The organism is Kocuria gwangalliensis (assembly GCF_039544365.1).
GTDB classification, from domain to species: Bacteria; Actinomycetota; Actinomycetes; order Actinomycetales; family Micrococcaceae; genus Kocuria; species Kocuria gwangalliensis.
This window is the reverse complement of the sequence record NZ_BAABLN010000029.1, coordinates 78,941-91,196: the sequence shown is the minus strand read 5'-3', so window position 1 is coordinate 91,196 and position 12,256 is coordinate 78,941. Positions and strand designations below refer to the sequence as shown.

Here is a 12,256-nt window from a genome sequence, read left to right as displayed (position 1 = left end):
TGTTCAGTACTTCCTGAGATTGACGGCGCCCTGGCCGAACCACCGAGCGCGCACCAGGTTGACCACGGCCTCTATGGCCTCGGCGACCTCGGGTGTGGAACGACCCAACACACGCACGGCGAACCCGGGCATGGGTGTTGCGCTCGCCCCGGCTCTGAGATGACCGGAGCGTTCGGTGAGAATGTCGCGAGCTTCGGCCAGGGCGGCGTCGTCCGCGCGGGGATCGAGGACGACCAACGAGCCCACGTGCGTATAGCCCTCGAAGAACCCGAGCCCGGCCAACCCGTGCGACTGCGGCTGAAGCAACAGGTTGTCCACCACAGAGGGGCACCCGGTCATGTGCACGCGGGTGCGCAATCGGACGCGGTCGTAGCGGAACGGCTCGCCGGTGGGGGACCAGCCCGGCGTCACCACGTCGGCGAGAACGAGAGTCGCGGACGGGTCCATGCTCACGCGCGTGTCCTGGCGGTAGCGCGAATCCCGATAGGCGATCAGCTGGTCGGGCAGATACTCCAGGCGGGCACCGGCACCGAGGCTCACGTGGGTCTGCTGCAGCGTGTCCGCACGCGGTGAGCGGTACACCTTGGTCGCCGATTGCGTGGTCAACAGCAGATCGGCGCCCGGTTCGAGCGCGAGGTCCACCCGATAACGGTCGCCGTCCACGTAACCGCCGCCGGGATTGACCACCGCGTAGGTGACCTGCCCGGAGGTATCCAGGTAGTGGGGCCGCAGCACTCGTAGCGAGCCCCGGTGATATTGCCGCACGGCCACGGATCGGCCGGCGCGTGAGGCGAGGATCAGCTCCAGTTCGCCGCGCCACGCGTTGTCTTTCACGGACGACGACGCCGCTCGCTCCAGGCCCGCAGGTTCGTTCTGGCCCGTGGCGAGCGGGGAAGGAATCACGCCAGATCCAGCATGAGTACGTCGTGCCGCAGCCACTGGATCACGTGCTCCAGGCCCTCGTCGGTCTTGAGGTTGGTGAAGCAAAAGGCCTTGTCGCCGCGGAAAGTCCTGGAATCGGATTCCATCACGGTGAGGTCCGCACCCACGTAAGGAGCCAGGTCCGTCTTGTTGATGATGAACAGGTCCGCCTTGATCATGCCCTGCCCGGCCTTGCGGGGGATTTTCTCACCCTGGGCCACGTCGATGATGTAAATGGAAAACTCCACGAGCTCGGGGCTGAAGGTCGCGGAGAGGTTGTCGCCGCCCGATTCTACGAAGATCACATCCAGATCCGGGTGCTCGGCCTCCAACGTGTCGATGGCCGCCTGATTCATGGAGGTGTCCTCGCGGATCGCGGTGTGCGGGCAGCCGCCGGTTTCCAACCCGATGATGCGGTCCAGTGGCAGCACGCTGTTCTGCGAGAGGATCTTGGCGTCCTCGATCGTGTAGATGTCATTCGTGATCGCGGCCAGGGACATCTCATCGCTCAGGGCACGGGTCAGGCGTTCGATCAGCTGAGTCTTGCCCGCTCCCACGGGTCCGCCGATGCCGACTTTGATGGCGTTCATGGTGACTATCTCCTTGCGCTGTCAGTGCGAAGTGCTGGGTGTGGGGTGAGCCGGGGATCAGCTCATGAACATGCGGGCCCGCTGGGTCTCGTGCTGCATCTGAGCGATTTCCAATCCGGGGGAGACCGCGCCCAGATCATCAATGGTGAGCTTCCGGATCTGCTGTTCCGCCCGGGCGACGCGGTCGCGCATGGTGCCCAGGACACGCTGCCCCGCATTCTGGCCGATGGGAATTCCCCGCACCGCGTTCTGCGTCAGGGCGGTCACGGTGGAGAATAGGTAGGCAGCGACCAGGGACGGTGTGGGGACACCGTGGTCCGTGCCGATCAGCCCGAACGCAATGGATTGGTGGCCGTGGCATGCGCCGGTGTCGACCAGTTGCGCGTACCGGTCCAACCGAGGGCCGGGCAGCGACAACTGACCGATATCGAGCAGCCGCTTTCCCATGGTCACTCCGGCCCGCCGCACCTGCGAAGGCAGAGCCTGCGCGTACATGAGGGCGTCCAGTTCGATGAGCGCGTCGACGGAGGCCCGGCCATTGTCGGCGGCAGAGCAAGACACTGCACAGGCCTCGGCCGCCAGCCGCACGGCCAGCCCGTCCGCGTACACCAACTGGTGATCCACGAACTGCGCGAGCCACTCCCGGAACGTGGCCTCGTCATGCACCGTGCCGCGCTGCAAGTACGTCTCCATGCCAAATGTGTGCGCGAACGCACCCGTGGGAAGGGCGGAATCACACAACTGGAGGAGCGCGAGCACGGACCCGTGCGGCGTCGTCGAACTGGGCACGGACACGCCTAGTGGGTGTGCTCGGCGTGCCGGAACGGAACGGGCAGCACACGGGCCTGGCGACGGTAGGGAACCTGCTGGGAGTCCAGGTAGTCGGTCACGGTGTGATCGAACTGGACGACCATGACCTCGGCGTCGTACTCGGACGAGGCGTCGAAGAACTGAGCCTGCAAGTGGCGATTGCCCAGCGCGTGAGCGGTCACGCCCATCTCGGTGACGGAGCGCGGCGCGATGACCAGCACGTCCGTGGCCTCCACGGACACAGCGACCAGGCCGGACTCGTCCCGGAACAGGATGTCCCCGTCCGCCAAATCACCCTCCCTGCCTTGAGGGGATCGCAAGCGCAATCCCAGGGTGCGGCCGTGGTCGGTGGTGACGCGCTGGAAGCGCTTGACCAGGTCGGCGCTGGGGAGGACCACCTTCTCCACGTGCAGACCCTCACGTTCCGCGCGCGGCAAGTCTGCCAGGTTGCCAATTACCTGTTCAACGATCATGGGCAGGTTCCTTTCGATACTTGTCGACATCTGGGTATGGCTGTTCGAGCCCGGCGCTAGAAGAGGAAATAACGCTGGGCCATGGGCAGCTCGTCCGAGGGCTCACACGTGATCTTCTGACCGTCCACCCGCACCTCATAGGTTTCGGGATCCACCTCTAGCTGCGGGGTTTCCGCGTTGAACGGCAGATCCGACTTCTGCAGGGAACGAATGCCATGCACGGGTTGCACGGCCTTGCGCAGACCCAACCGTTCCGGGAGCCCGGCAGCCACCGCGGCCCGGGACATGAATGTGATCGACGAGGAATACACCGCCGAGCCCAGCGCGCCGAAAGCGTTACGCATCAACTGCGGTTGCGGCGTGGGGATCGAGGCATTGGGATCGCCCATGATCGAACTGGCGATCTGGCCGCCCTTGAGGATCATCGACGGCTTCACACCGAAGAATGCCGGCTCCCACAACACCAGGTCCGCCAGTTTGCCGACTTCCACGCTGCCCACGTGCTCGGACATCCCGTGCGTGAGCGCCGGGTTGATCGTGTACTTCGCGATGTAACGCTTGAGCCGGGCGTTGTCCCCGCGCTCGCTGTCTCCCGGTAGCTTGCCGCGCTGTTTTTTCATCTTGTCCGCGACCTGCCACGTGCGCAGCACCACCTCGCCCACGCGGCCCATGGCCTGGGAGTCGGAGCTTGTGATGGAGAAGACGCCCATGTCCTGCAGAACGTCCTCTGCAGCAATGGTTTCCGGCCGGATCCGAGAATCAGCGAACGCCACGTCCTCCGGGATGTCCGGGTTGAGGTGATGGCACACCATGAGCATGTCCAGGTGCTCTTCCTCGGTGTTGCGCGTGAACGGCAGCGTGGGGTTGGTGGACGCCGGCATCACATTGGGCATGGCCGCGATCTCAATGATGTCCGGAGCGTGCCCGCCGCCCGCGCCCTCCGTGTGGTACGTGTGAATCACCCGCCCGGCGATGGCCGCAATGGTGTCCTCCACGAACCCGGCCTCGTTGAGGGTGTCCGTGTGGATGGCCACCTGGACGTCGTACTCGTCCGCGACCCGCAGCGAGTTGTCGATCGCAGCGGGCGTGGCACCCCAGTCCTCATGCACCTTCAGACCGATCGCCCCGGCCTCGATTTGTTCCGCCAGGGGTTCGACGGCGCTCGCGTGCCCCTTCCCCAAAAAGCCCACGTTCATGGGGAAGTTCTCCACTGCCCGCAGCATGTTGGCCAGGTGCCACGCACCCGGTGTGACGGTGGTGGCCTTGGTGCCCTCTGCCGGGCCGGTGCCACCGCCGATCATGGTGGTGATCCCGGAGTTCAGCGCCGTGCCGAATTGATCCGGGCTGATGAAGTGGATGTGGGAGTCGATCCCGCCGGCGGTGACGATCTTTCCCTCACCGGAGACGGCTTCCGTGGCCGGCCCGACCGTGAAGTCCACACCGTCCATGATGTTGGAGTTGCCCGCCTTGCCGATGGCCAGGATCCTGCCGTCCCGAAGGCCGATATCCGCCTTGTAGATACCGGTGTAATCCAGCACGATCGCGTTGCTGATCACGGTGTCGGCCACGAGAAAGCCGTGGGGGGCGCCGTCGCGGGTGACCTGGCCGTTCTGTCCCATGCCGTCGCGCATGACCTTGCCGCCACCGAAGATGGTTTCGTCGCCGCGGACGGTGTGATCCGCCTCGATCTCGAGGAACAGGTCCGTGTCCGCCAGGCGGATGGCGTCCCCGGTGGTGGGGCCGTACAACCCGGCGTACTGGGGCCGGGACATCTCGAAACTCATGGTGATCCTTGCTTAGTCGAGGGGGCCGTTGACCGCGTTGCGAAAACCGTGGACGGCGCGTGAACCGGCAATGGCCACCAGGCGCACGGTTTTCTGGTCGCCGGGTTCAAAACGCACGGCGGTGCCGGAGGGGATGTCCAAGTGAAAACCGCGCGCGGCCTCGCGATCGAAGTCCAGTGCGGGGTTGGACTCGTAGAAGTGGAAGTGCGAGCCCACCTGCACCGGGCGGTCACCGGAGTTGGTGACCTCAAGGTCCACGGTGGGGCGGCCCGCATTGCACGGGATGGGTTCGTCGGAGAGCAGGTATTCGCCGGGGATCACGGGGAGTCCTTATCGGATCGGATCGTGGACGGTCACGAGCTTGGTGCCGTCAGGGAACGTCGCTTCCACTTGGACGTCGTGGATCATCTCCGGGATGCCCTCCATGACGTCTTCGCGGGCCAGGATGGTGGTGCCGTGGCTCATGAGGTCGGCCACCGTGCGGCCGTCTCGGGCGCCCTCGAGCAGTTCGTAGCTGATGATCGCCACGGCCTCGGGGTGGTTGAGCTTGAGACCGCGCGCTTGGCGGCGCCTGGCAAGGTCCGCGGCCACAACGATCATGAGTTTCTCGTGCTCGCGCGGTTGCAGGTGCATGGTGGCTCCGTGGTCAAAGGTTGAGCGCGGCGGGCCGAGGGTGAACCCTCCACCGACCGCTCGGTTCGGTGACCATGTTGTTAGACCCGTGAGTCAGAAAAAGCACCGTCGTGTTTCGTGCGTGTTAAATGGCGGCCGGTCCTTCAGCCCGCGATGCATGAGCGGGCCCTCGCTCGGTACGCTGACCATGTGATTGAACAAAGTCAGTGGATGAAACAGGTCGAGGCCAACCCGGGACACTCCCAGTGGTACATCGAGCGGTTCCGGCAGTTGGCCGCCGCCGGTGAGGACATCGTGGGGGAGGCCCGGTTGATCGATGCCATGGTGGCCCGCGATTCCCGGGTCCTGGACGCCGGTTGCGGCCCCGGACGCAACGCGGGCTACCTGCATGCGGTGGGACACGGCGTCGTCGGCGTGGACGTGGACCCGGCCCTGATCGGGGCCGCGCGCGAGGACTACCCCGGCCCCGAGTACGTGGTCTCCGACCTCGCCGAAATGGACCTGCCGGCCCACGGCATCACCGAACCCCTGGACGCGATCCTGTGCGCGGGCAACGTGATGGCGTTCCTCGCCCCGAGCACCCGAACCGAGGTGCTGCGGCGCTTCGCGGCCCACCTGGCCGAGGACGGCCGCGCCGTGATCGGCTTTGGCGTGGGCCGCGGCTATCCATTCCAGGATTTCTTCGACGACGCCGCCGCGGCCGGGCTCGTACCGCAGCTCCGGTTGTCGAGCTGGGACCTGCGCCCGTTTACCGAGGACAGCGAGTTCTTGGTGGCGGTGTTGGGCAAACGGGCGAGCTGATCTGGCCTTACCCTTACTCCAGACACATTGCTTCCCACCGAATTGAGGAACGGTCATGGCTGTTGGGTTGGCCGCACTACTGGATGACATTGCCGCACTCGTAAAGCTGTCCGCGGCCAGCGTTGACGACGTCGCTGCGGCGGCCGGTCGCGCGAGCGCCAAGGCCGCGGGTGTCGTCGTGGACGATGCCGCGGTGACCCCGCGCTACGTGCACGGCGTGGATCCCAGGCGCGAACTCCCGATCATCTGGACCATCACCAAGGGTTCGCTGCGCAACAAGCTGCTCTTCATCCTCCCGGCGTTGCTTCTGCTGAGTCAGTTCGCGCCGTTCCTGCTCACGCCGCTGCTCATGCTCGGCGGCACCTACTTGTGCTTCGAGGGCGCGGAGAAGGTCTATGAGCACTTCTCCAAAAAGGACCACGCACCCGAGGAACCGGCTGCGGATCGAGGGCCCGAGGCCGAGAAGAAGGTGACGTCCGGTGCCATCCGCACGGACTTCATCCTCAGCGCCGAGATCATGGTCATTGCTCTCAACGAGGTGGCCGCCGAAAGCATCTGGGCGCGCGCCGCGATCCTGATCGTCGTGGCCATCGCCATCACGATCGCGGTCTACGGGTTTGTCGCGCTGATCGTGAAGATGGACGACATTGGCCTGTCCATGGCCAAGCGCGAATCCGAAGGCGCGCAGAAGTTCGGTATGGCGCTGGTCAAGGCGATGCCCTGGGTGCTGAAAATCATTTCCATCGTGGGTGTATTCGCCATGCTGTGGGTGGGTGGCCACATCATCCTGGTCGGCATGGACGAGTTGGGCCTCACCGCTCCCTACGAATGGGTCCACCACCTGGCCGAACCCGCCCACCACGTTGCGGGTATCGGTGGTGCGCTCGCGTGGCTGATCGAGACGTTCTTCTCGCTCCTGCTGGGCCTGGTGTGGGGCGCGATCATTGTGCTGATCGTGCACCTGCTGCCCTTCGGCAAGAAGGGCCACGGCCACACGGATGGCCACGAGAGTTCTGAGGAGCGCGCGGACGCCGGTGCCGAGCTCGGCGCGACCGGCGACGCCGCCGCTGACGCCGGCTCGACCGCTTATCGGCCGGGCTCGGGCGGGGGTGCCGCGGTGAGCGATTAATCACTGTAGCCACGGTGACTATGTAAAAAACACCACCTAAAGCGTGGCCCGTCGAACGAAAATGTGAGATTTTTCGTGACACGGGTCACGCCGTGTGTTTTGATGGGGGCGTTCAATTTGCCCAGCCCTCGGAGTCCCCATGCGCATCCCCACTGCTATCGACAGCGGTTCAACGGACATTCTGGCCGCAGCCAACACCCCGATCCTGTGGATCTGCGCCCTGGGTGTCTTTGCAGTCATCATTGTTCAGACCCTCATTTACGTCCGTGCGGTCAGGCAGGCCGCACCCGCCGTGGGCATGACCTCCGACGAACTCAAGACCTCGTTCCGCACCGGTGCGGTGTCCGCCATCGGCCCGTCGCTGGCAGTGGTGCTCGTGGCCGTTGCCCTGCTCACCGTGTTCGGCACGCCCGCCGTGCTGGTGCGTATCGGCTTGATCGGTTCCGTCTCCTACGAAACCGCCGCCGCGAGTATCGCCGCCGGCACCATGGAGGCCGAGCTGGGCGGGCCCACCTACACGCAGGGCGTGTTCGCCGTGGCGTTCATGGCCATGAGCCTGGGCGGGGCCATGTGGATGCTCGCCACCTTGATTTTCACGCCCATCCTCAAACGCGGTGATGCCAAGCTGCGTCGCGTGAACCCGGCCGTGATGTTCGTGGTTCCCGGTGCCGCCATGCTCGCAGCATTCTTCGCCCTCGGATTCGGCGAGCTGCCCAAGTCCGGTTATCACGTGGTGGCGTTCTTCTCGTCGGCGGCCGTGATGGGCGCATGCCTGTTCCTGGCCAAGCAGCTCAACCTCACGTGGCTACGCGAATGGGCCTTGGGCATCGCCATCCTCACGGCACTGGTGCTGACCTACGTGGCTGTCTCCTCCGGGCTGTTCGCGGCCTGAATCGGTTTCTGAGATCTTAAAGGACTAACTCATGACTACAGTGACCGGCCACGACGCCGCTCTCCAGACTTTTGACCGCACCACCGCCCGCTGGGGTCGCCTCACCATGATCGCGGGGTTGCTGATTTCGCTCGCGGGCCCGGCCTACCTGGTGTTCTTCAGCGGCCTGCAAGTGGACCAGACCAAGATCCTCACCGCGTTCCTCGCCATTGCGGGAACATTCGCGGTGATCTGGGTCGTGGAGCCGCTGACCTACTACCCGATCCTCGGGCAGGCCTCGATGTATCAGGCGTTCATGATCGGCAACATCTCCAATAAGTTGCTGCCCTCCGCATTGATTGCGCAATCTGCCGTGAATGCCAAGCCGGGTACCCGCCGCGGTGAGCTGGCTGCGGTCATGGCGATCAGCGGCGCGGCCATGGTGCACCTGTTCTCGCTGTTGATCTTCGTGGGTTTCATGGGCACGTGGCTCGTGAGCGTGATCCCGCAGGACGTCACCAAGGTGGTGCAGACCTACATCCTGGCTTCCGTGCTGGGCGCCGTGGTCGTTCAGGCCATCGTCTCGCTCAAACAGTTGCGCGCCACGATCATTGCCAGCGTGGTCTCGGCCTCGGTGGTGTTCCTGCTGGTCCCGGCCATTCCGTCGCTGGCGTTCTTCAGTACGGCCATTGCCGTGATCGCCACCGCCGTGTTGGCATGGTTCCTGAGGGACCGCTCCGCGCGCCTCGTGGACGACTCCGAGGACGCCCAACTCGCCGACACCCGCAACCGTTAGGAATCACTTTTCATGACCGCTCAGTCACTTGAACTCACTGATGACCTTCGGGGCCGCATGCATGATCTCTACCGCGAACTCCACGCGGCACCGGAGCTGTCCATGCAGGAACACCGCACCGCAGAGCTGATCGAGGAGCGCTTGACCGCGCTGGGAATCGAGAATTTCCGCTGTGGCGGCAGCGGCGTCGTCGGCGTACTGCATAACGGGGAGGGGCCCGTGGTCGCTTTCCGTGCGGACACGGACGCCCTGCCCCTGGCCGAGGACACCGGCGTGGAGTACGCGAGCACGGCCACGGGACAGCTTGACGATGGCACCGAGGTGCCCGTGATGCACGCGTGCGGGCACGATACGCACATGTCCGCGGCGCTCGCGGCGGCGGAAATCTTCGCCGACGCCACCGACGCGTGGTCCGGGACCATCGTGTGGATTTTCCAGCCGGGTGAGGAGACCGCGGCCGGTGCACAGGCGATGCTCGAGGACGGGCTGTGGGACAGGGCGCCCAAGCCCGAGGTGGTGTACGGCCAGCACGTGATGCCCGCGTTGGCCGGGACCATCAACTATGCGATGGGCGATGCGATGGCCCTGGCGGATTCATGGAAGATCACAATTCACGGTCAGGGCGCGCATGCGTCGCAGCCGCAGGATTCCATTGACCCGATCGTGCTGGGCGCGCACATGATCACCCGCATCCAGGCCGTGGTCTCGCGCGAAATCGACCCGCGGCGCGCGGCGGTCGTCACGATTGCGACGTTCCACGGCGGGTTGAAGGAAAACATCATTCCGGCGACCGCGGAGTTCACGCTGAATGTGCGCACGTTCGATCCGGCAATCCGCGAGAAGGTGCTGGCGTCCCTGCGCCGCATCATTTCTGCGGAGGCCGCCGCGTCCGGTGCTCCCGAGCCGACCATTGAGGTGCTGTCGCAATTTCCTCGGAATTACAACGACCCCCAGGCCACCGCTGCGGCAATTGACGAGTTCAAGCGTGAGCTCGGTGAGGACTGCGTAGTCGAGGTGGAGCCCATGATGGGTTCGGAAGACTTCGGCGCGTTGGCCGAGGCCATTGACGTGCCCTCCGTGTTCTGGTTCTTCGGCGGTCATCCAGCGGAAGTCCTCGAGGATGACGGACCAGTCCCCGTGAACCACTCACCGTTCTTTGCACCGGTCATGGAGCCCACGCTGTCCACCGGGGTCAAGGCCGCGGTCACCGCGCTGGCCTCGCGGGTGGGGAAGTAGCGTTCCGGAATGTCGACAACGCCGCTCATCGAGCAACACGGGGCAGCCACCCGGTGAGTTGAAGCCGCCACGGACTGAAACATGCTTGTCCGAGCACGTGGGAGAGCCGTTAGTGTGGCGTTATGGACGCTCAAATGCCGCACAACATCGAACAGGTCCGCGCAGCAATCGACAACATCGACGCGCAGCTGATTACTCTCCTCGCCGAACGGCAGTCCTTTGTGGCCCGGGCCGGTGAAGTGAAAGCCGGCGAGGGGATTCAGGACGCCCACGACCCCGTACGTGTGGAGTCGATTCTGCGGGCACGCCGCGAGCAGGCACTCGACGCCGGACTGAACCCTGAGGTTGCCGAGCGGATCTGGAAAGAACTCATTGCCGCATTCACCGACTACGAGCAGAACGCCGGGCGGTAAGCAACTGATCCGACTCGCAACGTGAGTCCTTGGCGGCGGGTCGTTCTCGCCGCTGGAAAGGCTCCGTTAGATGCAGGCCTCAACGTTTCCAGTCTCCGGGTTCACGTAACAGCCATTGCCGTCGTGGATGAGACCGTCAATTTCTTCGGGCGGCGGCCAGGGAAATCCTTCGGCTGTTTCTTGAGGTTCGAAAGGGTTGTCCGAGAAGTGCTCCGCCTGAATTTCACCACTCATTTTGCAGCGACCTAGAGCAGGGTCGAAGCATTCGGTTCCCACCTGGTACTCGAATCCCGGCTCCACATAACCCTCGTAGGAGTAATACTCATCCGAGGGGCCCACGTACCCTCCGGAATTCTGCCCCTGCTCTTGCTGAGATACACCGGTCGTAACTGCCGGGGAGGGGAGGGGTGCATTAGAACCGCCGTACTCGGAGGATTCCTCGGTGACGGGTGAAGGCGCCATCGAGGAATTCACATCAGAAGGGGAGGCAGACTTCGGCCGGGCCGACTTTGTGGGAGAGGGTTCTGAACTCACAGTATTTTTCGGAGACGGCGATGACTCCTGGTCTTCCTGCCCACTTCCTGAGCAGCCGACTAATGCGAGCAGTATCAATGGGGTACAGGCAGCGGTTCGAATGTGCACGGGATACTCCTTTGGGGGGGTGTTCGAATCCTATCCCCAACTGAGAACCGTGCAGACTGATGCACGGTAGAGCCATTGGTGACCAAGGGATGCATCCTAATCGACGGTAAAACCCAAGAGAACGGTGATTCTGGACGTAGCGTCGACGAAATTGCAGCCGGCCTGCAACATAGGTCGCAGTGTCGATCAGAAAACAGCTGGCCGGGCACGCAGGGTCGAAACGTGGACGACATTACGGGTCAAACAGGTCGCAGGGTCAAGAAGATGGATACTGCGGACGATTCAACGAGGAGAGCGTGATGGCAGAAGGCACCGCGGCGGTTTCTGAATGGCGGGTCGGTGAGTTCGACGTAGCCGGTTACCTACGCGCCGTGGGTGTCGAACCTGGACCTCCACATCTTGACCTACTCGAACGGCTGCACCGCGCGCACGTGTTCACATTTCCCTTCAGCAACGTGGAAGTTCTGCTGGGCGATCACCCGGGCGTGAAGCCGGCGACCGTCCACGCCCAACTGGTGGAGCGGCGTCGTGGGGGCTACTGCTTCGAGCATTCCCAGCTGTTCGCTGCGGCGCTGGAAACGCTGGGGTTCCGCGTTCGGCGCGCCCTCGGGCGTGTACGCGCCTTGGACAGTCCGCGCACTCACATGACGGTGCTCGTGGACGTCGACGGCGCTCGCTACCTGTGCGATCCCGGGTTCGGGTTCAGCGTGACCGGTCCGATTTCCTTGGTCGAAGGTGCCGAGCGAACCGAGGGGGAGCGCGTGTTCTCGGTCGGGCGCATCGACGACGCAGGCTGGCCACTGTGGGCGTTCCGGCGCGGGGGCGAGTTGGAACACGTGCTGGACGAATCCACCGTGCACCCGGCGGACGTCGAGATGGGCCACACCAGGACATCGACGGACCCGACATCGGTGTTCCTGAATCACCTGATGGTCATGAAGCACACCCCGGAGGGGCACGTGACGGTGACCGAATCCGGAATGACCGTTCGAGCGCTCGGTGAACCCACGGTGCGGACGTCGCTCGAGCCGAGCCACGTGGTGCACAAGGTCCGTGAGGTGGGAGTGGTACTCAGCGATCGGGAAGCGAATCGCCTCACCGAGATCGTGGAGCGGATGAGGGACTGAGACCTCGGCGGGCCGGCCACGACTGTCGCA

At 64.4% G+C, this 12,256-nt stretch carries 15 protein-coding genes; 7 read left to right on the top strand and 8 right to left on the bottom strand.

Features of this window, described 5'->3' with window-relative positions; all coding sequences use genetic code 11:
• Positions 1-3: 3 nt before the first annotated feature.
• From ABEA06_RS09225 to ABEA06_RS09195, 7 genes are all read right to left on the bottom strand, one after another.
• Positions 4-903, bottom strand: a complete 900-nt coding sequence (locus ABEA06_RS09225) for an urease accessory protein UreD (protein ID WP_345311284.1) — start codon at positions 901-903, stop codon at positions 4-6.
• Complete coding sequence (ureG, locus tag ABEA06_RS09220) at positions 900-1,511, bottom strand: urease accessory protein UreG (protein ID WP_345311283.1); 612 nt, start codon at positions 1,509-1,511, stop codon at positions 900-902. The genes ABEA06_RS09225 and ureG overlap by 4 nt, the downstream gene beginning before the upstream one ends.
• Before the next feature lie 57 nt (positions 1,512-1,568).
• Entirely contained in the window at positions 1,569-2,204 is a 636-nt protein-coding gene (locus ABEA06_RS09215) for an urease accessory protein UreF (protein ID WP_345311282.1), read from the bottom strand.
• Positions 2,205-2,308: 104 nt separating this feature from the next.
• Complete coding sequence (gene ureE / locus ABEA06_RS09210; RefSeq protein ID WP_312397123.1) at positions 2,309-2,794, bottom strand: urease accessory protein UreE; 486 nt, start codon at positions 2,792-2,794, stop codon at positions 2,309-2,311.
• A 56-nt stretch (positions 2,795-2,850) separates the two neighbouring features.
• The gene (ureC, locus tag ABEA06_RS09205) at positions 2,851-4,578 is read right to left on the bottom strand and encodes an urease subunit alpha (protein WP_345311281.1); all 1,728 of its coding nucleotides are present in this window, start codon (positions 4,576-4,578) and stop codon (positions 2,851-2,853) included.
• A 12-nt stretch (positions 4,579-4,590) separates the two neighbouring features.
• Positions 4,591-4,899: an urease subunit beta gene (locus ABEA06_RS09200; protein WP_345311280.1), complete on the bottom strand. Its 309-nt coding sequence runs from the start codon at positions 4,897-4,899 to the stop codon at positions 4,591-4,593.
• Positions 4,900-4,908: 9 nt separating this feature from the next.
• Entirely contained in the window at positions 4,909-5,211 is a 303-nt protein-coding gene (locus ABEA06_RS09195) for an urease subunit gamma (RefSeq protein ID WP_303383126.1), read from the bottom strand.
• Positions 5,212-5,421: 210 nt separating this feature from the next.
• On the opposite strand from ABEA06_RS09195, the gene ABEA06_RS09190 reads away from it, so the two are divergent.
• From ABEA06_RS09190 to ABEA06_RS09165, 6 genes are all read left to right on the top strand, one after another.
• Positions 5,422-6,012: a class I SAM-dependent methyltransferase gene (locus tag ABEA06_RS09190; RefSeq protein ID WP_345311279.1), complete on the top strand. Its 591-nt coding sequence runs from the start codon at positions 5,422-5,424 to the stop codon at positions 6,010-6,012.
• A 55-nt stretch (positions 6,013-6,067) separates the two neighbouring features.
• Complete coding sequence (locus ABEA06_RS09185) at positions 6,068-7,141, top strand: DUF808 domain-containing protein (RefSeq protein WP_345311278.1); 1,074 nt, start codon at positions 6,068-6,070, stop codon at positions 7,139-7,141.
• A gap of 139 nt (positions 7,142-7,280) precedes the next feature.
• Positions 7,281-8,033 (top strand): DUF5058 family protein, encoded by a 753-nt coding sequence (locus ABEA06_RS09180; RefSeq protein ID WP_303382370.1) that lies wholly within the window; start codon positions 7,281-7,283, stop codon positions 8,031-8,033.
• A gap of 31 nt (positions 8,034-8,064) precedes the next feature.
• A complete protein-coding gene (locus ABEA06_RS09175; protein ID WP_345311277.1) occupies positions 8,065-8,808 on the top strand; it encodes a hypothetical protein in 744 nt (247 codons plus the stop codon).
• Positions 8,809-8,820: 12 nt separating this feature from the next.
• The gene (locus tag ABEA06_RS09170; RefSeq protein ID WP_345311276.1) at positions 8,821-10,044 is read left to right on the top strand and encodes an amidohydrolase; all 1,224 of its coding nucleotides are present in this window, start codon (positions 8,821-8,823) and stop codon (positions 10,042-10,044) included.
• 122 nt (positions 10,045-10,166) lie between these two features.
• Entirely contained in the window at positions 10,167-10,457 is a 291-nt protein-coding gene (locus tag ABEA06_RS09165; protein WP_303382373.1) for a chorismate mutase, read from the top strand.
• A 66-nt stretch (positions 10,458-10,523) separates the two neighbouring features.
• Here ABEA06_RS09165 and ABEA06_RS09160 read toward each other — a convergent pair whose 3' ends face one another.
• Positions 10,524-10,919: a hypothetical protein gene (locus ABEA06_RS09160; RefSeq protein ID WP_345311275.1), complete on the bottom strand. Its 396-nt coding sequence runs from the start codon at positions 10,917-10,919 to the stop codon at positions 10,524-10,526.
• A 479-nt stretch (positions 10,920-11,398) separates the two neighbouring features.
• Here ABEA06_RS09160 and ABEA06_RS09155 point away from each other — a divergent pair, with 479 nt between their 5' ends.
• Entirely contained in the window at positions 11,399-12,226 is an 828-nt protein-coding gene (locus tag ABEA06_RS09155; RefSeq protein WP_345311274.1) for an arylamine N-acetyltransferase family protein, read from the top strand.
• The last annotated feature ends 30 nt before the right edge of the window (positions 12,227-12,256 follow it).